Raw genomic sequence first — 19,879 nt, forward strand, 5'->3', positions numbered from 1 at the left:
CACCACGCAATAAGATCGTCATTTAAAAAATCCTCTTTTGTGTTGCCAAGATAGGCTCAAATAATAGCTATTACTGCAAATTATTCGATAAAATTCGTGCCACACAAGAGTTGAACCCACCTGACTACTTGGTTTTTCGTACCGCACTACGCCATTAAAATTTTGGCCAACAACTTTTTTGCAACCCGCCACAACGCTTGAAGATCAAGGTTTTACGGTTTCCGTAAAACATATTTTCAACATTCGGGTTTGTGAGAGAGATCACTGAATAACCCCCGACAAACGCTATGTTAGACACAACTAAATTAGGTTGTTCGGATAATCTGATTAAAAGGAGCCCAAGACACAAAAAAACCAATAACAACACCATCCTGGCGGAACGAAGATCGTGCAAGGGAGCCGATTGCACAGAGTCAATAAATTGAAAAAGAAAATGGATAATGATTCGTTTCGTCCAGAAAAAATTAACTGGAGAATATGATGAACTCTAAAACACAAATCATGCTGTCGGGATTGTTCGCCCTTGCGGTGACCATGCCCACCTATGCCGCCAAACCCGTTGATCTCGACGGCGACGGCGTGCAGTCCGCCCAGGACTGCAACGACAACGACGCCAACGTCTGGCAACTCAACTCCTGCGGCGTGTGCGAAGTCGAGCCGGTCAACGGCTGTGCCGTCAGCCCCCACGACAACCTGGCCTGGGGCGACTACCCCAGCGCCTGTATCAACTGCCACGATGGCGGCGAGGGCGGTAGCCAGTACCAGGAGATGTTCGGTTCCACCCACTACCAGTGGACCGGTGAGACCCCGGACATGGTCAACCAGGGCGGTACCCTGCAGGGTAAGCTCACCAATGCGGTCAACAGCTACTGCATCAACATCGAAGGCGACTGGCCGGTATGCGGCTCCTGCCACGCAGGCCGCGGCACCAAGCCCGGTGAAGGTGACACCATCGCCAACGTCGACTGCCTGATGTGCCACAACAAGGACTACGCCCTGAACCGGGTACGCAAGTCCGATGGCTCTCTGGGCCCGGCCGATGGCACCGCCCAGGCGGACCTGGACGGCTATGTACAGAACATTGCCGCCCCCGAGCGGACCAACTGCCTGAAGTGCCACGCCTACGCAGGCGGTGGTGATGGCGTGAAGCGCGGCGATCTCTCCTCCGCTCTGATGGCCAACGGCGATGCCCACTTCGACGTGCACATGAACGTGACCGGCGCCAACCTGCAGTGCCAGGATTGCCACAAGTTCGAGTCTCACCGCGTGATCGGTAAGGGCTCTGACCTGCGCCCCACCGACGACATCGTCCGCGGTGCCGAGATCAATTGTGCCAACAGTGCCTGCCACGATGGCATGGACTCAGGTACCGGCCACGCCAGCTCCGGCCGCCGCGGCGAGCCTGACCGCCACGTGCCACGGGTTGCCTGTCAGTCCTGCCACATCCCCACCTACGCCAAGGACCTGGGCGCCCCCAACCATGTGCCCACCGAGATGCACCGTGACTGGCAGTTCCACCACGACGGCACGCCCGCCGACGGCGTATCCGGCCCCGGCCACCCACATACCGACAAGCTGGCCAACCAGGTACCCGAGGTTCGTTTCTGGAACCGTAAGAGCGACAACTACCTGCTGGGCGACCTGGCCAAGATCGATCCCGAGACCGGGCTCTACCCCACCTCGCGTCCCCTGGGTGACGTCAACGACGGCAAGCTGACCCCGTTCAAGTACAAGACCGCCCACCAGCCGATGACCAGCGCCGACGGCCGGATGATTGCCCTGGACACCTTCGAGTATCTCAAGGCTTCCGGTGACGTCAGCAAGGCGATTGAGAACGGCCTGTCCAACATGGGTTACCCGATTAATGAACCCTACGAGTGGATCGAAACCGACACCTTCCAGATGATCAACCACGGGGTGAACCCGGCCAGCGAAGTGGCCGACTGTACCCAGTGTCACGAGGAAACCCTGGATCTGTCTACCGACTCCAAGCTCGACGCCATGGGCTTCAAGCTTAAGGGCCCCAAGGAGCAGGTGTGTAACCAGTGCCACGACGGCACCAAGAACCTGCCCCGCACCTGGGACCGCATGCACAACCACGTACAGAAGGGCTCAGGCATCGGCTGCTACTTCTGTCACGATGTGAAGCGTCCCGAACGCAACCTGTGCGACCCCTGCGACAGCAGCTGCTCCGCCGAGTTCGTGGACAACGTGCCCTACCCCCATCAGTGCAGTAACTGATCCTTCCCTGTAGTAGTGTGCAAAGCGGCCTCCGGGCCGCTTTTTTGCGCAATCTGCTCAAATTGGGTGATTTGGGTTAACGACAGATCCGGGTTTCGGGTTACCCTGTAACGCCTGAGACCAGAACCTGTTTGGAGTTTGATATGAAAAAGATTTTGGCCGCCCTGGCCCTGCTCTCCCTGATCACCGCCTGCTCCCCGGAAGTGGGCAGCGAGGCCTGGTGCAAGAAGATGGATCAGAAGCCCAAGGGTGAGTGGACCGCCAACGAGGCTGCCGACTACGCCAAGCACTGCGTGTTCTAGGAACCCGCGGCCTGGGCGTATTGGGCCCACCCGGTTCGGTGGCGAGGCCAACCCACCGCCGAACCTTTGCCGAGCCGGTTGAGCGCCCTCCTTCTCGACCGGATGGCATCGGCTCAGCGAAACGCGCCGCAGACCGACCTCGTTGTTGCACCAAATTGGACATTTCCTTGTAACTCAGTGACAATCATTTCAGGCACTCACAGCGGAGTCTGGGATGACGGCCCTTGTTCTCTTCCTGATATTTACCATCGCCCTGCTGGCTCTGCAGCTGTTTCGCTATCAGCAGCGTCTCGCCGATGCCCATCAGAAACAGATCCGGCTCAAGCAGATCCTCGATCATGCCGGCGCCTACATCTACACCAAAGATCGCAACCAGAACTACACCTACGCCAACAAGCCCTGCCTCGAGCTGTTCCAGATCGATGAATCCAACCTGTCCGACTTCAGTGACAGCCACTATTTCCCCATCGAAACCCAGGAAAAGCTGAAGGTGATCGACCGTAAAGTGCTGGAGGGAAAACCCAACCAGGAGGAGGTGATCGTCGAACGGGAGGTTGGCAAGCCCACCGTCTACCTGGAGACCAAACACCCGCTGCGGAATAAGCAGGGTCACATTGACGAGCTGGTCGGGATGTCCACCGATGTCACCGAGTTGTGGCGGCTCAAGAAGGCGATGGAGATGCAAGCCAACATCGACCCGCTGACCGGCATCGCCAACCGGCTGAAGCTGGACGCCCTGTTCCAGACCGAGATCGACCGCGCCCGGCGCTACCACACCCCGTTGTGCGCCATTCTCGGCGACGTGGACCACTTCAAGCGGGTCAACGACGAGTTTGGCCACCAGGTCGGCGACAGGGTATTGATCACCATCGCCGAGTTAATTCAGTCCAGTCTCCGAAGCTCCGATTACGCCGGGCGCTGGGGCGGCGAGGAGTTCCTGCTGATCTGCCCCCAGACCGAACTCAGCCAGGCCACCAAGCTGGCCGAGCGGATACGGCAGCAGATCGTCGAGCACCGGTTTGACACCGGCAAGCGGCTCAGCATCAGCTTTGGCGTGGCCGCCTTTGCCGAGGGTGACAGCGTCAGCTCTCTGACCACCAAGGCGGACCGGGCCCTGTACCAGGCCAAGTCCGGGGGCAGAAACCAGGTTTGCCAGTACCACTGACACCGGCTGAACCTCTCCCCCTATCCCAGACCGGCCAGCGGTCAACTCAGATACCGTAGTAGTCGAGATAGAGACCCAGCATCCACTCCGGCAGGTAACCCACCCGGCCCGAGAGGATCACGCCATTGCCATCGACGACGAGATAGGTGGGATACGCCAGGATGTCCAGCTCGCCGGCCAGCGCCCTGTCGCCCATCAATACCCGGGTGGTAGCCCCGGGGACGCTGTCCAGAAAGTCGATCACCTCATCGCCACTGCGGTAGGAGAGCGCCACCGCGGTCACCGCCCGCCCCTCCTGCTGCCACTCCCTCAGGTGGGGAAAGGTTAACTTGCAGATGGTGCACCAGGGGGCGAACAGGTAGATAAGGCGATTGCCCTTGCCAACGGCGGGCGAAAACTCACCATTGAACAACCAGTCGCCCTGCAGTTGGGTCAGCACCGGAAGAGGCGTCGAGGGAAAAGTGCCATTGACGGGGCTCATCATCTGGGCCCGAACCCAACCTCCCAGCCACAGTGCCGCCAGCAGCAGCAGCGCAAACTGACCTCCCTGCCTGAGCCGCCTCATCGCCTACTCCCCTTAAAAACCGGCTCGCAACAGCAGGCCGGGCAGTTCACCATGCCACGTCGACTCAGGAGTGTTTGGCTAAGCCGAAGTGGAGAAAGGTCTTGTCGGTGGCCACCCGGCCCCTGTGAGTACGCTGGATAAACCCCTGCTGGATCAGGAAGGGTTCGATCACATCCTCGATGGTCTCCTTCTCCTCGCCGATGGCCGCCGCCAGGTTGTCCAGGCCAACGGGTCCGCCGCCGAACTTCTCAATGATGGTCAGCAGCAGCTTGCGGTCGAGGAAGTCGAACCCTTCGCTGTCCACATCCAGCACCCCCAGGGCCTCGCCCGCCACGGTCTTGTCGATGCGTCCCTCGTACTTCACCTCGGCAAAATCGCGCACCCTGCGCAACAACCGGTTGGCGATACGGGGGGTGCCACGACTGCGGCGGGCGACCTCTACCGCGCCCTCCCGATCGATATCCAGGTTCAATACCTGGGCACTGCGGCCGACGATGCTAGTGAGATCGGCGGTGTTGTAGAACTCCAGACGCAGCGGGATGCCGAACCGGGCCCGCAGCGGCGAGGTCAGCGCCCCGGCGCGGGTGGTGGCGCCGATCAGGGTGAAGGGGGGCAGATCCAGCTTGATGGAGCGGGCAGCCGGTCCTTCGCCGATCATGATATCCAGCTGGTAGTCCTCCATGGCGGAGTAGAGGATCTCCTCCACCGCCGGGCTGAGGCGGTGGATCTCATCGATGAACAGCACATCGTTGGCTTCCAGGTTGGTCAACATCGCCGCCAGGTCACCGGCCTTCTCCAGCACTGGGCCGGAGGTGGACTTGATGTCGGCGTCCATCTCGTTGGCGATGATGTTGGCCAGGGTGGTCTTGCCCAGACCCGGGGGGCCGAAGATCAGGGTGTGGTCCAGCGCCTCGCCACGGTTGCGGGCGGCGGCGATGAAGATCTCCAACTGGCTACACGCCTCCTTCTGGCCGGTGTAGTCGGTCAACCTCTTGGGGCGCATCGCCCGGTCGATCACTGATTCCTCGCTGGACTGCTCCTGGGGGGCGATCAGCCGATCCGCTTCAATCATGACTCACTCCTACATCATCGCCTTGAGGGCGTCTTTGATCAGCTGCTCGGAGGTGGCACCGGGGGCGCGCACCTTCTCCACCGCTTTCTTGGCCACGGTCGCCTTATAGCCCAAGGCCTCCAGGGCGGCGATGGCGTCTTCGCTGGCATCGGGGGCGGTAATGAAGGTGTTCTCCACCGGGTTGTCCAGGGCAAAGGCGTCGGCGTTGGGGGTCGCCAGGCTGGCGACGAACCCCTTCATACGATCGCGCATCTCCACCACCAGCCGCTCGGCGGTCTTCTTACCGACGCCGGGAACCTTGGTGATGCCGGTGATATCCTCTCGCTGTACCGCCGCCACAAACTGCTCGGCAGACATGCCGGAGAGAATGGCCAGCGCCATCTTCGGGCCGATGCCGTTGGTCTTGATCAGCTCCCGGAACAGGGCGCGCTCCGCGCGGGTAGCAAAACCGTACAGCAACTGGGCGTCCTCTCGCACCACAAAGTGGGTGACCAGAGTGCAGGGCTGCCCTACCTCGGGCAACTGGTAGAAACTGGTCATCGGCAACTGAACCTCATAGCCCACACCACCGCAGTCGATCAGCACCTCCGGTGCCTGCTTCTCAATCAGGGTTCCCTGTAATCGTCCAATCACGTTCTCTTTCTCATCGTAAACGGCCGCGCACCCGGGCGCTGACCTTGCCAGCCATGGCGACCATACTCTCCCGGGTGTGACTGTGGCAAAGGGCAATGGCCAGGGCATCGGCGGCATCCGCCTGAGGCGTGGCCGGCAGTTTCAGGATGTTCTTGACCATATGCTGCACCTGGCTCTTGTCGGCACCGCCGGTCCCCACCACCGCCTTCTTGATCTCGGTGGGGCTGTACTCGAACACCGGCAGGCCGGCGTTGGCGGCGGCCACCACCGCCACCCCCCTCGCCTGCCCCAGCTTCAGGGCCGAGTCGGCGTTGCGGGCCATAAACACCCGCTCGATGGCAAACTCGTCCGGCTGAAACTGGCGGATCAGCTCGCTGACGCCATCGTAGACCACCTTAAGGCGCGCCGGAAGCTCTCCGTCCGGAGTGCGGATGCAGCCGCTGCCCAGGTAGGTATGCTGCCGCCCCACCTTGCGAATCACGCCGTAGCCGGTGAGGCGGGAGCCCGGGTCGATGCCCAGGATGATGGTCATATCAGCCCAACTGCTCCATGATCTCGTCGGCGATCTCGGCGTTGTGGTACACCTCCTGCACGTCGTCGTGATCCTCCAGGGTGTCGATAAGGCGCAGGAACTTGGGCGCGGTGGCCGCATCCAGTTCCGCCTTGGTGGAGGGCACCTGGGTCACTTCGGCGTTGACCGAGCCCAGACCGGCGGCGTCCAGGGCATCCTTCACCGCACCGAACTCCTCCGGGGTGGTGTAGACATCGATGCTACCATCATCGTTGGTCTCGACATCCTCGGCGCCGGCCTCCAGGGCCACCTCCATCACCTGGTCCTCGTCGGTGCCTTCGGCGTAGGAGATTACCCCCTTCTTGTCGAACAGGTAGGAGACGGAGCCGTCGGTGCCCAGGTTGCCGCCCGCCTTGGTGAAGGCGCTACGCACCCCGGATACGGTGCGGTTGCGGTTGTCGGTCATGGTCTCCACCATCACCGCGGTACCGCCGGGGCCGTAGCCTTCGTAGATGATGGTCTCCAGTACCTGGCCATCCAGCTCGCCGGCGCCGCGCTTGACCGCCCGATCGACGGTGTCGCGGGTCATGTTATTGGACAGGGCCTTATCGATGGCGGCGCGCAGACGGGGGTTGGACCCGGGATCGGAACCGCCCTCGCGGGAGGCGACGGTCAGTTCCCGAATCAGCTTGGTGAAAATCTTGCCGCGCTTGGCGTCCTGAGCCGCCTTGCGGTGCTTGATGTTGGCCCACTTACTGTGACCTGCCATACTCTTTCTCCTTCAAGCCGGGCATTAAACCCAACCTTAAAACAATAAAGCTGCCCGCAGGCAGCTTTCAATCTTGGTGCGGTTACTTCTCTTCGCCGTCGTCCTGCTTCACCAGGTTGATGGCCAGTTCCTCCAGCACCTCCGGGTTGGCCGGGCTGGGTGCATCGGTCAGCGGACAGGCGGCGGTGGTGGTCTTGGGGAAGGCCATCACGTCGCGGATGGAGGAGGCCCCGGTCATCAGCATCACCAGGCGGTCCAGGCCGAAGGCCAGGCCGGCGTGCGGTGGCGCACCGTAGCGCAGCGCCTCAAGCAGGAAGCCAAACTTCTGCTCTGCCTCTTCATCGCTGATCCCCAGGATGCGGAACGCGGTCGCCTGCATCTGCTGATCGTGAATACGCACCGAGCCGCCCCCGAGCTCGACACCGTTCAGTACCATGTCGTAGGCATCCGACAGGGCGGCCGCCGGGTTGGCCTCCAGCTCCTCCGGGGTCAGATCCCGCGGGGCGGTGAAGGGGTGGTGCAACGCGTGGAAGCTGCCGTTGATCTTTTCGAACATGGGGAAGTCCACCACCCACAGCGGCTTCCACTCGTCGCTGGTCAGGCCGAAATCTTCGCCCGCCTTCAGACGCAGCGCCCCCATGGCGTCGGTGACGATGGCGTAGCTGTCGGCACCAAACAGGATGATGTCGCCATCCTCGGCGCGGTTACGCTCGACGATGGCGTCGATGATCTCATCGGTGAGGAACTTGGCCACGGGGGACTGAACCCCCTCGATGCCCTTGCCCGCGTCGTTCACCTTCACCCAGGCCAGCCCCTTGGCGCCATAGATACCGACAAACTTGGTGTAGTCGTCGATCTGCTTGCGGGACAGGGAGGCGCCACCGGGGATGCGCAGGGTGGCAATACGGCCCTCGGGATCGTTGGCCGGGCCATTGAACACCTTGAACTCCACCTCGGTCAGCAGGTCGGCCACATCGACCAGCTCCAGCGGGTTTCGCAGGTCCGGCTTGTCGGAACCGTAACGCTGCATCGCCTCGGCGTAGCTCATGTGGGGGAACTCGGGCAGGTCCACATCCAGCATCTTCTTAAACAGGGTGCGGATCATCGCCTCGGTGGTGGCCATCACCTGCTCGGCGCTCATGAAGGAGGTTTCGATGTCGATCTGGGTGAACTCAGGCTGACGGTCGGCACGCAGGTCCTCGTCACGGAAGCACTTGACGATCTGGTAGTACTTGTCCATGCCGGACATCATCAGCAGCTGTTTGAAGATCTGCGGAGACTGGGGCAGCGCGAAGAACTCGCCCTTGTGAGTGCGGCTGGGCACCAGGTAGTCGCGGGCGCCCTCCGGGGTTGCCTTGGTCAGGATCGGGGTTTCGATGTCCAGGAAACCGGCGTCATCCATGAAGCGACGAACTTCGGAGGTCACCTTGGAGCGGAACAGCATGCGCTCGGTCATCTCGGGACGGCGCAGATCCAGGTAGCGGTACTTCAGGCGCTGCTCTTCACTGACATCGGTGTTGAAATCGATGGGCAGGGGCGCGGCCTTGTTGAGGACGGTCAGCTCTTTGCCCAGCACCTCGATGGCGCCGGTGGTCATGTTGGCGTTCACCTGGCTCTCAGGTCGTGCACGCACCAGACCCTTCACCTGAACGCAGAACTCGCCACGCAGGCTGGAGGCGGTCTCAAACACCTCAGGCAGATCCGGATCATACACCACCTGGACGATGCCCTCGCGGTCACGAAGGTCGAGGAAGATCACCCCACCCAGGTCACGGCGGCGGTTCACCCAACCGACCAGGGTAACTTCTTGGCCCACCAGGGCTTCAGTAACGAGTCCACAATAATGGCTGCGCATCGACAGATCCTATCTAAGTTGCTGGTAGTGCGGCGCCTTCGCCGATGAGGGCGGGCCAGCACAGGGTTGATTCGGCAAAACCGGGATTATAAAGAAAAGTTGGCCCTATAAGAAGGCTGACGGAGAGGCGTCCCCCTTCGGTTGGTCAGATCTGCGCCACCTGAACAGAAACTGGACAAGCCACTACCCCGGGCACCGCCGAACTTGCCGCTGACTGCCCCCGGCACTACAATCGGCGGGTTGTACCCAATGAGCCCTGTCACTATGACACATCACGACAAGATTTTTGCTAAGCCTCAGCAAAATATACCGGATTTCAGTTTTAACGAGCAGGTGGTCTCGGTCTTCCCCGACATGATCTCCCGCTCGGTGCCCGGCTACGCCACCATCGTCAACGGCATTGGCAACCTGTGTGCCCGGGTGGCCCAGCCCGGCAGCCGCATCTACGACCTGGGCTGCTCACTGGGGGCCGCCACCCTCTCCATGCGTCGCCACCTGGACGACCGGGGCTGCACCCTGGTGGCCGTGGACAACTCACAGGCGATGATCAAGCGCGCCGCCGAACACCTGGCCGCCTTTGTCAGCCCCACCCAGGTGGAGCTGATCTGTGCCGACATTCGCGACATCGAGATCGATAATGCCTCCATGGTGGTGCTGAACTTTACCCTGCAGTTCCTGCCCCCGGAAGACCGCTCTGCCCTGGTGGCCAAGATCCACCGGGGGCTGCTGCCCGGCGGGGTGCTGGTGGTGTCCGAGAAGCTGCGCTTCGACGGTGACCGGGTCCACCAGTTGCTGGATGAGATGCACCTGGACTTCAAGCGGGCCAACGGCTACAGCGAGCTGGAGATCAGCCAGAAGCGTACCGCCCTGGAGAACGTGATGAAGCCGGACAGCAAGCAGCAGCACTATCAACGCTTCCAGGACGCCGGCTTCCGCGAGTACAGCAGCTGGTTCCAACACCTGAACTTTGCCTCCCTGATGGCCATTAAATGATCGAGTTTAAACAGTTTTATCAACGTATCGCCGATTCCAAGCTGAGCCATTGGCTGGAAACCTGCCCCGCCCAGCTGACCCAGTGGCGCAAGCTGCATGCCCACGGCGACTTTCCCAAGTGGGAGAAGGTGGTGGCCAAGATGCCGACGGTGGCACTGGACGTCAGCGACATCCACACCCAGGTGATGTTTGGCTCCGGCGAGCAGCTGGATGAGGGACAGAGGGCCAAGGTAGGCAACCTGCTGAAGTTTCTCCACCCCTGGCGCAAGGGCCCCTACCAGTTGCACGGCATCCACATCGACACCGAGTGGCGCAGCGACTGGAAGTGGGACAGACTGCTGCCCCACATCAGCCCACTCGAGGGCCGTACCGTGCTGGATGTCGGTTGCGGCAGCGGCTACCACATGTGGCGCATGCTGGGTGAAGGGGCGGAGCTGGTGGTCGGCATCGATCCCTCGGACCTGTTCCTGGCCCAGTTCTCCGCCGTCAAGAGGATTGCCGGCGATCCCGACAGCATCCACCTGCTGCCCCTGGGGATCCAACAACTGCCGCCGCTGCGCGCCTTCGACACCGTGTTCTCCATGGGGGTGCTCTATCATCGCACCTCCCCCATCGATCACCTGATTCAGCTGCGCGACCAGTTGAGTAAGGGCGGAGAGCTAATCCTGGAGACCCTGGTGGTCGAGGGCGACGAGACCACGGTACTGGTCCCCGCCGGCCGCTACGGAAAAATGAACAACTGCTGGTTTATCCCTTCGTCCAAGGCCTTGAAATTGTGGCTGGAAAAGTGCGATTTTAGGGATGTCAGAATCGTGGATGAGAGTGACACCACCGTTGAGGAGCAGCGGCGTACAGAGTGGATGACCCACCAGTCTCTGGCGGACTATCTCGACCCACAGGATCCCACCCGCACCGTCGAGGGGTATCCTGCGCCAAGACGCGCCATACTGGTTGCCACCAAATAACCCCAAGTTGGACCTTTTCCAAGGCTAAGGAATAGAGATGAAGATGATCCGATCCGCTCTTGCCATGGCGACCCTGTCGCTGCTGGCCGGTTGTGCCAATCTCCAGGGACAGCCCCAGGACCAGGGGCCCGATCTGGCACAGATGTTGAGCAACCAGACGGACACCCTCACCGCCGCCCTGGAGCAGCAGTGTCAGGGGTACGCGGATCACACCCAGGCGGTGGCCGCCCTGACCGAGCAGGTGGCGCAACTGCAGCAACGGGTCGATACCCTCAATACCCGCCCACAACCGCCCAAGGTGGAGTGCCCCAGGGTCGATCCCACATCGCCCATCGGCGACAAGATGGTGCTTGGCGAGGTGGAGCGGGTCTTCGTCCAGGAGACCGGCATGGCGTTTGACGCCCGTGTCGACACCGGCGCCGAATCCTCCTCCATCGATGCCCAGAACATCACCCTGTTCGAACGGGACGGTAAACAATGGGTTCGGTTCGAGGTGCCGAACCGGGACAATGCTGAGAGCCAACCCAAGACCGTGGAAGCCCGGGTGATCCGCACCGCCCAGATCAAGAAGGGGGTGGTGGATGACACCCAGGAGCGTCCGGTGATCCTCGCCCGACTGAAACTCGGCGACTACGTGGCCGAGACCGAGCTCAACCTCAACGACCGCAGCCACCTGGATTACCCGCTGCTGCTGGGGCGCAAGTTCTTCAAAGATATCGCCGTCGTCGACGTAAGCAGGACGCACCTACAGGGCAGTGCAAAGACCAAAGGAAATCAGTGATTATGGCGTCCAAGAAAGCCTTCTACTTCTTCGTTGCCGTCCTGCTGAGCATCGGCATCGGATCCGCCATCTACCGCCACAGCGTCGACGGCATCCCCCTGGTTCCCGGCAGCCAGTCGGTGAACTGGACCGTGGAGGCACGGGTGACCTTCCTGGCCCAGGGCGAGCCCATCGAGGCAGCCCTGACCCTGCCGGAGGATCCCGCCTTCGCCACCCTGTCCGAGAGCGCCGCCTCCCCCGGTTACGGCCTGACCCTGGCCAGGCAGGACGGCGCCCGCAAGGCGGTATGGACCAAGCGGGAAGCGGTGGGTACCCAGGAGCTGTACTTCACCGCCAACCTGGTGCCTCAGGGGAAAACCCCGCTGTTGGAGGCCAGGGAGCCCGCCGCACCCAATCCTGTGGTGTGGGCGGAAGGGGTGGATACCGCCGCCCAGACCCTGGTGGATCTGGCCTGGGAGCGCAGCGCCGGCAACCTCTCCTACGCCGAGCAGGTGGCGAAGATGATCTTCGACAAGGAGCAGAGCCAGAATGTCGAGCTGCTGCTCAGCCACTATCGACCGGCAGACCTCATGGTTCAGCTGATGCACTCCGCCGCCATTCCCGCCCGGGTCAGCCACGCGCTGATGCTCGAGGATGGCCGCCGGCGCCAGAACCTGGTGGCCGTGGTCGAGGTCTATGACCAGGGCCAGTGGCACCTGTTTGATCCGGCCACCGGCCAAAGGGGCCGCCCGGAAAACATGCTGCTGTGGCAACGGGCCAGCGCCTCGGTTCTGGACATCACCGGTGCCCGAGACTCCCGGGTCACCTTCTCCATCATCAAGGATACCCGCCCCGCCCTGGCCACCGCGGTGGATATGATGACCGCCAAGGGGCTGGCCTCCTTCTCGCTCTACTCCCTGCCACTGGAGGAGCAGAGCCTGATCCGTGGTTTGCTGCTGGTGCCCATCGGGGTGCTGGTGGTGGTGTTCCTGAGAGTGATTGTCGGCCTGAAAACCTCGGGCACCTTCATGCCGGTGCTGATCGCCCTGGCCTTTATCCAGACCACCCTGTTGACCGGCCTGGTCGGCTTCCTGCTGATCGTCGCCGTCGGCCTCTATATCCGCGGCTACCTGTCGAACCTGAACCTGTTGCTGATCTCCAGGATCAGTGCGGTGGTGATCACCGTACTCGGGATCATCACCGCCTTTACCCTGCTGGCCTACAACCTGGGACTGACCGAAGGGCTGACCATCACCTTCTTCCCGATGATCATCCTCGCCTGGACCATCGAGAGGATGTCGATCCTCTGGGAGGAGGAGGGCCCGAAGGAGGTGGCGGTTCAGGGCGGCGGCAGCCTGCTGGTGGCGGTGATCACCTATCTGTGCATGGTTTCGCCGCTGGTGCAGCACTGGGTGTTTAATTTTCCAAGCGTCCACCTGATCATCCTGGCGCTGGTTCTGATGCTGGGTCAGTACACCGGTTACCGACTGCTTGAACTGCGCCGCTTCAGGCCGTTGGCGGGAGACGACTGATGCTGCTCTGTCACCCCTCCAAACTCAAGGCCAAGGGGATCATGGGGATGAATCGAAGGAACATCTCCTACATCGGTCGCTACAACCCGAGATCCCTCTACAAGCTGGTGGACGACAAGCTCAAGACCAAGCAGATTGCCCTTAAGGGCAACATCGCCGTGCCCGATCTGATCTCGGTCATCGGCGAGCAGCACGAGATCGCCGAGCTGACTGACCGGATTCGCGGCTTCGGCGGCTTCTGCATCAAGCCCGCCCAGGGCTCCGGGGGCAAGGGGATCCTGGTGATCACCAAGGTGTCCGACGGACGCTTCTTCAAGCCCTCCGGCAGCGAGGTTACCCTGTCGGAGATGGAGCGTCATGTCTCCAACATCCTCGCCGGCCTGTTCAGTCTCGGCGGAAAGAACGACGTGGCGGTGATCGAAGCGCTGATCCAGTTTGACCCGGTGTTCGACGGCTACTCCTTCGAGGGGGTGCCCGACATCCGGCTGATCGTCTTCAAGGGTTACCCGGTGATGGGGATGCTGAGGCTGTCCACCGCCGCCTCCGACGGCAAGGCCAACCTGCACCAGGGGGCGGTGGGCGTCGGCATCGACATCGCCACCGGACGGGCGCTCAGGGCGGTTCAGTTCGATGAGCCGGTCACCCATCATCCGGACACCAACAAGGAGTTGTCGGCGATGCAGGTGCCCCACTGGGACCGGCTGCTGACCCTGGCCGCCGGCTGCTACGAGATGTCCGGCCTCGGTTACCTGGGTACGGATATGGTGCTGGACACCGACCGGGGTCCGCTGCTGCTCGAGCTCAACGCCCGGCCCGGGCTGGCGATTCAGATCGCCAACGGCGAGGGGCTGCTGCCCAGGCTGCGTCAGGTGGAGGCCCTGCCGGCCCATCCGGTTGACGTGGAAATCCGGGTACAGCGTGCCAAGGAGTGGTTTGGCCGTGCCCCTCAGATGGCCTGACGCGCTGTTGATGCTGGCCCTGGCCGGTTTTGGCGCCCAGGGTCAGATGCTGGAACTGTGCGATCAACTGGTCACCTCCCCGGCGGGTGACTCGCCGCTGGCCCTCGCTCGCTACCAGGCGCAGCTGGTCCGGTTGCAGGATCAACTGCGGGCGCTGCCCCAGCCCGGTGAGCATCAGGCCAACTGCTACCACAAGGTCAGCCGCGCCCTGGCCCGCTTCAGCGGCCAGCGGAACCTTCCCTTGCCGCTGCTCTCCGCCCAGGCGGACTATCTGCTGATGGCTCAGGACAACCGTCGAGCCATCCAGATCAACCGCGAGCGCTGCCAGCGAGCGGGGATGCAGGGGGAACAGGCCAGGGTACTGCCGCTGTCGAAGCGCGAGGTCGGTCGCTACCTGTTTCAGGCGGCGGACAGCTCCTGTGCCCGCTCGGTGTGGCTGGCCTGGCAAAACCGCGGCGGCGACCAGGCGGACAGCAAACTGGCTGAGATTCTCACCCTCTCCCATCAGCAGGCCCGCTCCATGGGCTATCCCTCCACCCTGGCGTGGCGACTCGATGGCGCCTACCTGAACAGTTATCCCCAGGCCGAGCAGTTCCTCTCCGGGCTGGTGGCCACAGCGACTCCCCTGCCCTGGCAACGCCCCAATACCCCGAGATATCGCTACATCGATCCGCCGCGGCTGGCTCGGGCGACCCTGATGCAGCTGACCAGGCTGCTCGGCCTCTCTCTGCAGCCCCTTGGCCCGGACCAGTGGCAGCTCTGGGATGGACGGCGCTACCTGGGCCAGCTGGGCCTGATACCCGGTGACCGCAGTCACTATTGGCCGGTGCAGCGGCACCTGGTGGGTCACTTCACCGGCATGGGGCAGATCCTCTACCGCCAAAACGAGCGTTGGCGAGGCGAGCACCTGTCTGAGCTGGTGGCCAGCATCACCGAGGCACTCTATCACCTGGCCGGCCACTCCCTGGCCCACTACCGGGCAGAGGAGCAGGAACCGGACCTGGCCGGACTGCCCAGGGCCATCGGCCTGGCCCTGGGGGCCGAGCCCGGCTTTGTTCGTCTCCTTCCCCAGGCCCCGGACGTCGAGCCCCTGGCATTTGGACCCGGCGAACTGCTCAGGGCCAGGCTGGCTCTGGCATTCTGGCATCAGGCCAGTCACCAGCCGGCGCGTCTCGACCGGTATCAGGCCGGGCTGTTTGCCCGCTACTATGGTCAGCCTGCCCCCCAGGGCTGGAAGCCGCTGAGCGCCTACCCCAACCTGGTTGAACAGGGCCCGTTGATCTACGGCAGCCTGCTGGCAAAAAAAACCGCCATGGATCTGATCGATCAATGGCGGTCTGGGTCGGTGTCCGGTCCTCAGCTGTGGGAGCAGCTGTTCGTCAACAGCAATCACCGGGCGTTCGCGCCATCACTGGCGCAGCTGGGCTTAGGCCAGCGCCAGTAACCTCTCCCTGGCCTGCTCGACCGACTGGTCGTTGATGGCCACGCCGGCGGCGCTGACCACCTGCACGTCGGAAATGCCGATAAAGCCGAGGACGGTCTGCAGGTAGGTGTCGTTATGGTTCAGGTCGGCCAGCGGCGTCCCCTCGCTGTAGTCGCCGCCGCTGGAGGCGACAATCACCGCCCGGCGTCCACCCAGGGCGCCCTTGGGTCCCTGCTCGGTGTAGTTGAAGGTACGCCCGACCCGGCAGATCTGATCGATCCACGCCTTCATGCCGCCACTGACCGAGAAGTTGTGCATCGGCGAACCCAGCACGATTTCGTCGGCGGCAAACAGTTCATCCACCAGGGAGTCGGACTGGGCAACCAGACGCCTCTGCTCAGGGCTGCGCTGGTCCTCCGGCGTGTAGAAGGCGCCGATGGTGGCCTGGCTCAGGGGCTGTACCGCATCGCCGGAGACGTCACGGCGGATCACCCGCCCCTGGGGGTTGGCGCTTTGCCATTTGTCGGCGTAGGCGGCGGTCAGGCCGCGGGTGTTGGAACCTTGGTCGTTTGGGCTGGCATCGACGATCAACAGGGTTTTCATCTTGGTGTCCTTCATAGTCCAGTTCATTACCATTGGCGTCAATATTAATTGCACATAATGGAAATAAAACTGCATAATGTTGGCCAAACCATTCTAAGGAATCGAATGATGTACCGACCCCACTCGACCCTGGAACAGTGGCGCATCCTGCAGGCCGTGGTCGATCACGGCGGCTATGCCCATGCGGCGGAGGCGCTCAATAAGAGCCAGAGCTCACTGAACCATGCCGTCGCCAAGCTGCAGAGCCAGCTGGGCGTTCAGTTGCTGGAGGTGAGGGGACGCAAGGCGGAACTGACCGAGGAGGGCAAGGTGCTGCTGCGCCGCTCCCGCCAGCTGACCCAGCAGATCGAGCAGCTTGAGCAGCTGGCCGCCAACATGGAGCAGGGGTGGGAGCACGAACTGCTGATCTCCCGGGAAGCGATCTACCCCTCCAGCTACCTGTTTGACGCCCTGTCCCGCTTCTACCCTGAGAGCCGCGGCACCCGGGTGACGGTGATCGATAACATCATCAGCGGGTCCACCGACGCCATCACCAACCGCAAGGTGGACCTGGCGATCTCCGGCCATGTCCCCGCCGGTCACCTTGGCATTCCGCTGGCGCTGATCCGCATGGTGCTCTGCTGTCACCGAGATCACCCCTTGACCCGCGAGGAGCAGGTGGAACCGGGACGGCTGGAGCAGGAGCTGCAGATAGTGATCCGCGACACCGGTCCCCTGGCGGCGGACCCCGACAAGGATATCGGCTGGCTCAAAGCCAAGGAGCGCTGGACGGTCAGCCAGTTCCGCGATGCCATCGACATCCTGCGCCGCGGCGTGGGGTTCTGCTGGATTCCGCAACATGAGGTGCAGCCCCACCTGGACACCGGAGAGCTGGTTGAACTGCAATCTACGGTGTACAAACACCTGATCCCAATCAACCTTATCGTACCGGACCAGGACAACCTGGGCCCGGCGGGCAAGCGCTTCGCCGAGATGATTCGCGAATGCAGTCCCATGGGCTGCGATCCCACCCTGGGCCGAAACCCGTCGTCGCCGCTGCGCGACTGACCGCCACCAGCGGCCGGCGGCGTGCCCTCAGGTTAACTCGGCACGGAACAGTCGGTGCAGCGCACGCACCGCCGGGGTCAGCCGATGCCGGTCGGTCACCAGTAGCGACAGGGGTGCCGGCTCCCCCAGCCAGTCGGGGGCGACCGCCACCAGGGTGCCGCGATCCAGATCCCCTTTGACGTCCAGCGCCGACTTGTAGGCGATGCCCCGGCCCTCCCTGGCCCACTGCTGCACCAGGGCGCCGTCATCACAGCGGCGTCGGCCGGACACCCTCACCTGATGCAGTCGCCCCTCCACCCAGAAACGCCACAGGTCATACTGCCGATCGCCCAGCACGAAACACAGGCACTGGTGCTCCAGCAAGGCTTGGGGACTCCGGGGACGGCCCTGGCGCTCCAGATAGTGGGGGGAGGCCACCAGAATACGGCGGTTGTCCGGCACCACCGGCAACGAGATCAGGCCACTGGCAGCGGCATCGCCGTAACGCAGGGCCAGGTCGACCGGCTGATTGAATCCATCACTTATCCTGTCGGTCAGGGAGAGGCTGAGCTCCAACTGAGGATTGTCCTCCATGAATCGATCCAGGGCGCCCAGCAGTCGCTCCCGCCCCAGCGCCGAGGGGATCGACAGCTGCAGTGTGCCGCTCAGCCCCTCACCCCGGCTGCGCCCCGGCCGAGCCGCCTGTTCGATGAGGCCGACCCCTTCGGTAACAGCGCCGAGGAATCGCTCCCCCTCGGCGGTCAGGCGAATGCTCCTGGTAGTACGAACAAAAAGGGCGTAACCCAATTCGGCCTCCAGCCGTTTGATGGCCGCGCTGACCGCGGCCGGAGTCAGGTCCATCCGCCGGGCACAGGCGGACAGCGACCCCAGCCGGGCGGTATGGATGAACAGGGTGAGATCCTGGAGTGACTTCATATTCAAATATGTTTTGAAAGAGATGCAATCATATCGATGTTTTTCAATTATGAACTACAAATTATCGTTGCACTATCTTAAGACACACCAGTTGGAACCTAAGGAGTGCCCATGAAAGCGTTTGGATACCGTCATCCCCACCCACTGGACAGCGACACCGGCCTGGAGGCGGTAGAGTTGCCCATTCCCAGTGCGACAGGGGAAGACCTGCTGGTCAGAGTCAGGGCGATCTCCGTCAACCCGGTGGACACCAAGGTGCGCCAGCGCGCCGGCGGCGTCGAAGGGGTGAATGACGGCTACAAGATCCTCGGCTGGGACGCCGCGGGCGAGGTGGTGGCCATCGGCGATGGGGTCACCGACTTTCAGGTGGGCGACCCGGTGTGGTACGCCGGCGACCTCACCCGTCCCGGCAGCAATGCCGAATACCAGCTGGTGAACCAGAAGTTGGTCGGCCGCAAGCCGGAGAATCTGAGCTTCGCCCAGGCCGCCGCCCTGCCCCTGACCACCATCACCGCCTGGGAGCTGCTGTTCGAGAGGCTGAAGTTGGACCCCGACGCCGATCTCAGTCAGCGAAAATTGCTGGTGATTGGTGCCGCCGGTGGCGTTGGCTCGATCCTGCTGCAGTTGGCCAACCACCTGACCGATATCCAGGTGGTCGCCACCGCCTCCCGCCCGCAAACCGTGGAGTGGGTCAAACGCCTCGGCGCCGACCAGGTGATCGACCACAGCCTGCCCCTGTCGGAAGCATTGCAACAGGCGGGCATTGAGGGCATTACCGACGTGGCCAGCCTGACCCACAGTGAACACCACTGGCCGGAGATCGCCAAGCTCATCGCCCCCCAGGGCCAGCTGGCGCTGATCGATGATGCCCCCAGCCTGGACATCATGCCGTTTAAGCAGAAGAGCATCTCGGTGCACTGGGAGTTCATGTTTACCCGTTCGCTGTTTAATACCCCGGACAAGGCAAAGCAGCAGCAACTGCTGAACCGGGTGGCCGATCTGGTGGAGTCCGGGGCGGTCATCACCACCGCCGATGCCCACTTTGGCCCGATCACCGCCAAGAACCTCAGGCGAGCCCACGCCCTGCTGGAATCCGGCCAGGCCAGGGGCAAGATCGTGCTCGAGGGCTTTGAGAACTGAGTAGCCATCTTCTGGCTCCCGGCCACTGCCGGCGGGAGCCAGGGTGTGATAGGTCAGAAAGCGGCGTCAAACCATGGCTGGCCGTACCCACATTCCGGGGCACTGAGTTCATCAAAACCTAGCATCAGGTGAATATGAATTGGCCGCAACTTCAGACAACGTCCCTGTTTAACACTCACTCCTCCTTCCCTGGGCTTCGTCCGGTTCCAACCGCCTCTCCTAAGTTGTGGTTCCCCTCTAAGTAGAGTTAATAGAAACCAAATAAACTACAGGCAACAATATCGCAATTGGGTGTTATTTACTCCCGGCTTCGTATCAGACGCCGAAATTATTTCAATCTTAAAAAAATTATACAACGCACTGAAAAAAAGGCGACTATCACTAGACAGATGGCCACACAGGAAAGCGGTTGCGTCATTTTTTTGACGC

19 protein-coding genes are annotated in these 19,879 nt (G+C 62.3%); 11 read left to right on the plus strand and 8 right to left on the minus strand.

The window, feature by feature from the left end; translation table 11 throughout:
* The first annotated feature begins 480 nt into the window (after nt 1–480).
* From FCL40_RS05270 to FCL40_RS05280, 3 genes are all read left to right on the plus strand, one after another.
* Nucleotides 481–2,241: a hypothetical protein gene (locus FCL40_RS05270; RefSeq protein WP_136852050.1), complete on the plus strand. Its 1,761-nt coding sequence runs from the start codon at nt 481–483 to the stop codon at nt 2,239–2,241.
* Between the two features lie 143 nt (nt 2,242–2,384).
* Nucleotides 2,385–2,543, plus strand: coding sequence for a DUF3012 domain-containing protein (locus FCL40_RS05275; RefSeq protein WP_136852052.1), 159 nt, complete (start codon nt 2,385–2,387; stop codon nt 2,541–2,543).
* Nucleotides 2,544–2,757: 214 nt separating this feature from the next.
* The gene (locus FCL40_RS05280) at nt 2,758–3,708 is read left to right on the plus strand and encodes a sensor domain-containing diguanylate cyclase (protein WP_136852054.1); all 951 of its coding nucleotides are present in this window, start codon (nt 2,758–2,760) and stop codon (nt 3,706–3,708) included.
* A gap of 46 nt (nt 3,709–3,754) precedes the next feature.
* Here the strand turns inward: FCL40_RS05280 and FCL40_RS05285 are convergent, their stop codons facing one another.
* The 6 genes from FCL40_RS05285 to aspS form a co-directional block, all read right to left on the minus strand.
* Nucleotides 3,755–4,273 (minus strand): TlpA family protein disulfide reductase, encoded by a 519-nt coding sequence (locus tag FCL40_RS05285; protein ID WP_136852056.1) that lies wholly within the window; start codon nt 4,271–4,273, stop codon nt 3,755–3,757.
* A 64-nt stretch (nt 4,274–4,337) separates the two neighbouring features.
* On the minus strand, nt 4,338–5,345 hold the full coding sequence (gene ruvB, locus FCL40_RS05290) for a Holliday junction branch migration DNA helicase RuvB (protein ID WP_136852057.1): 1,008 nt from the start codon (nt 5,343–5,345) through the stop codon (nt 4,338–4,340).
* Between the two features lie 9 nt (nt 5,346–5,354).
* Nucleotides 5,355–5,978: a Holliday junction branch migration protein RuvA gene (gene ruvA, locus FCL40_RS05295; RefSeq protein ID WP_136852058.1), complete on the minus strand. Its 624-nt coding sequence runs from the start codon at nt 5,976–5,978 to the stop codon at nt 5,355–5,357.
* 10 nt (nt 5,979–5,988) lie between these two features.
* Nucleotides 5,989–6,510 (minus strand): crossover junction endodeoxyribonuclease RuvC, encoded by a 522-nt coding sequence (gene ruvC, locus FCL40_RS05300; RefSeq protein WP_136852060.1) that lies wholly within the window; start codon nt 6,508–6,510, stop codon nt 5,989–5,991.
* Between the two features lies 1 nt (nt 6,511).
* On the minus strand, nt 6,512–7,258 hold the full coding sequence (locus FCL40_RS05305; RefSeq protein ID WP_136852062.1) for a YebC/PmpR family DNA-binding transcriptional regulator: 747 nt from the start codon (nt 7,256–7,258) through the stop codon (nt 6,512–6,514).
* Nucleotides 7,259–7,340: 82 nt separating this feature from the next.
* Complete coding sequence (gene aspS, locus FCL40_RS05310; RefSeq protein ID WP_136852064.1) at nt 7,341–9,113, minus strand: aspartate--tRNA ligase; 1,773 nt, start codon at nt 9,111–9,113, stop codon at nt 7,341–7,343.
* A 264-nt stretch (nt 9,114–9,377) separates the two neighbouring features.
* Between aspS and cmoA the strand changes: the two genes are divergently transcribed.
* The 6 genes from cmoA to FCL40_RS05340 are packed head-to-tail and all read left to right on the plus strand — an operon-like array spanning nt 9,378 to nt 15,766.
* Nucleotides 9,378–10,106 carry a carboxy-S-adenosyl-L-methionine synthase CmoA gene (gene cmoA, locus FCL40_RS05315; RefSeq protein WP_136852066.1) on the plus strand — a complete coding sequence of 243 codons (729 nt, stop codon included), beginning with the start codon at nt 9,378–9,380 and terminating at the stop codon, nt 10,104–10,106.
* Nucleotides 10,103–11,071: a tRNA 5-methoxyuridine(34)/uridine 5-oxyacetic acid(34) synthase CmoB gene (gene cmoB, locus FCL40_RS05320; RefSeq protein WP_136852068.1), complete on the plus strand. Its 969-nt coding sequence runs from the start codon at nt 10,103–10,105 to the stop codon at nt 11,069–11,071. The genes cmoA and cmoB overlap by 4 nt, the downstream gene beginning before the upstream one ends.
* 37 nt (nt 11,072–11,108) lie before the next feature.
* Nucleotides 11,109–11,852, plus strand: coding sequence for an ATP-dependent zinc protease family protein (locus FCL40_RS05325; RefSeq protein WP_229360273.1), 744 nt, complete (start codon nt 11,109–11,111; stop codon nt 11,850–11,852).
* Nucleotides 11,853–11,854: 2 nt separating this feature from the next.
* Nucleotides 11,855–13,363: an inactive transglutaminase family protein gene (locus FCL40_RS05330; protein ID WP_136852069.1), complete on the plus strand. Its 1,509-nt coding sequence runs from the start codon at nt 11,855–11,857 to the stop codon at nt 13,361–13,363.
* Nucleotides 13,363–14,322 (plus strand): alpha-L-glutamate ligase-like protein, encoded by a 960-nt coding sequence (locus FCL40_RS05335; RefSeq protein WP_136852071.1) that lies wholly within the window; start codon nt 13,363–13,365, stop codon nt 14,320–14,322. The genes FCL40_RS05330 and FCL40_RS05335 overlap by 1 nt, the downstream gene beginning before the upstream one ends.
* A complete protein-coding gene (locus FCL40_RS05340; protein ID WP_136852073.1) occupies nt 14,303–15,766 on the plus strand; it encodes a hypothetical protein in 1,464 nt (487 codons plus the stop codon). Before FCL40_RS05335 ends, FCL40_RS05340 begins: the two co-directional genes overlap by 20 nt.
* Here FCL40_RS05340 and FCL40_RS05345 read toward each other — a convergent pair.
* Nucleotides 15,749–16,348 carry an FMN-dependent NADH-azoreductase gene (locus FCL40_RS05345; RefSeq protein WP_136852075.1) on the minus strand — a complete coding sequence of 200 codons (600 nt, stop codon included), beginning with the start codon at nt 16,346–16,348 and terminating at the stop codon, nt 15,749–15,751. The two genes, FCL40_RS05340 and FCL40_RS05345, sit on opposite strands and share 18 nt — an antisense overlap.
* Before the next feature lie 108 nt (nt 16,349–16,456).
* Here FCL40_RS05345 and FCL40_RS05350 point away from each other — a divergent pair, with 108 nt between their 5' ends.
* Nucleotides 16,457–17,395, plus strand: coding sequence for a LysR family transcriptional regulator (locus tag FCL40_RS05350; RefSeq protein WP_205729091.1), 939 nt, complete (start codon nt 16,457–16,459; stop codon nt 17,393–17,395).
* 27 nt (nt 17,396–17,422) lie between these two features.
* On the opposite strand, the gene FCL40_RS05355 is transcribed toward FCL40_RS05350, so the two are convergent.
* Nucleotides 17,423–18,310, minus strand: a complete 888-nt coding sequence (locus tag FCL40_RS05355) for a LysR family transcriptional regulator (protein WP_136852079.1) — start codon at nt 18,308–18,310, stop codon at nt 17,423–17,425.
* A gap of 111 nt (nt 18,311–18,421) precedes the next feature.
* Between FCL40_RS05355 and FCL40_RS05360 the strand changes: the two genes are divergently transcribed.
* Entirely contained in the window at nt 18,422–19,450 is a 1,029-nt protein-coding gene (locus FCL40_RS05360) for a zinc-binding alcohol dehydrogenase family protein (RefSeq protein WP_136852081.1), read from the plus strand.
* The last annotated feature ends 429 nt before the right edge of the window (nt 19,451–19,879 follow it).

It is taken from the genome of Ferrimonas sediminicola (assembly GCF_005116715.1).
Lineage (GTDB): Bacteria > Pseudomonadota > Gammaproteobacteria > Enterobacterales > Shewanellaceae > Ferrimonas > Ferrimonas sediminicola.

Excerpts from the sequence above, each read along its gene's own strand:
- FCL40_RS05360 (WP_136852081.1), top strand. The coding sequence starts at position 18,422 with ATGAAAGCGTTTGGATACCGTCATCCCCACCCACTGGACAGCGACACC.
- ruvB (WP_136852057.1), bottom strand. The coding sequence starts at position 5,345 with ATGATTGAAGCGGATCGGCTGATCGCCCCCCAGGAGCAGTCCAGCGAG.
- aspS (WP_136852064.1), bottom strand. The coding sequence starts at position 9,113 with ATGCGCAGCCATTATTGTGGACTCGTTACTGAAGCCCTGGTGGGCCAA.
- FCL40_RS05350 (WP_205729091.1), top strand. The coding sequence starts at position 16,457 with ATGTACCGACCCCACTCGACCCTGGAACAGTGGCGCATCCTGCAGGCC.
- FCL40_RS05270 (WP_136852050.1), top strand. The coding sequence starts at position 481 with ATGAACTCTAAAACACAAATCATGCTGTCGGGATTGTTCGCCCTTGCG.
- cmoB (WP_136852068.1), top strand. The coding sequence starts at position 10,103 with ATGATCGAGTTTAAACAGTTTTATCAACGTATCGCCGATTCCAAGCTG.
- FCL40_RS05325 (WP_229360273.1), top strand. The coding sequence starts at position 11,109 with ATGAAGATGATCCGATCCGCTCTTGCCATGGCGACCCTGTCGCTGCTG.
- FCL40_RS05330 (WP_136852069.1), top strand. The coding sequence starts at position 11,855 with ATGGCGTCCAAGAAAGCCTTCTACTTCTTCGTTGCCGTCCTGCTGAGC.
- FCL40_RS05345 (WP_136852075.1), bottom strand. The coding sequence starts at position 16,348 with ATGAAAACCCTGTTGATCGTCGATGCCAGCCCAAACGACCAAGGTTCC.
- FCL40_RS05355 (WP_136852079.1), bottom strand. The coding sequence starts at position 18,310 with ATGAAGTCACTCCAGGATCTCACCCTGTTCATCCATACCGCCCGGCTG.
- FCL40_RS05285 (WP_136852056.1), bottom strand. The coding sequence starts at position 4,273 with ATGAGGCGGCTCAGGCAGGGAGGTCAGTTTGCGCTGCTGCTGCTGGCG.
- FCL40_RS05275 (WP_136852052.1), top strand. The coding sequence starts at position 2,385 with ATGAAAAAGATTTTGGCCGCCCTGGCCCTGCTCTCCCTGATCACCGCC.
- cmoA (WP_136852066.1), top strand. The coding sequence starts at position 9,378 with ATGACACATCACGACAAGATTTTTGCTAAGCCTCAGCAAAATATACCG.
- FCL40_RS05305 (WP_136852062.1), bottom strand. The coding sequence starts at position 7,258 with ATGGCAGGTCACAGTAAGTGGGCCAACATCAAGCACCGCAAGGCGGCT.
- FCL40_RS05280 (WP_136852054.1), top strand. The coding sequence starts at position 2,758 with ATGACGGCCCTTGTTCTCTTCCTGATATTTACCATCGCCCTGCTGGCT.
- ruvC (WP_136852060.1), bottom strand. The coding sequence starts at position 6,510 with ATGACCATCATCCTGGGCATCGACCCGGGCTCCCGCCTCACCGGCTAC.
- FCL40_RS05335 (WP_136852071.1), top strand. The coding sequence starts at position 13,363 with ATGCTGCTCTGTCACCCCTCCAAACTCAAGGCCAAGGGGATCATGGGG.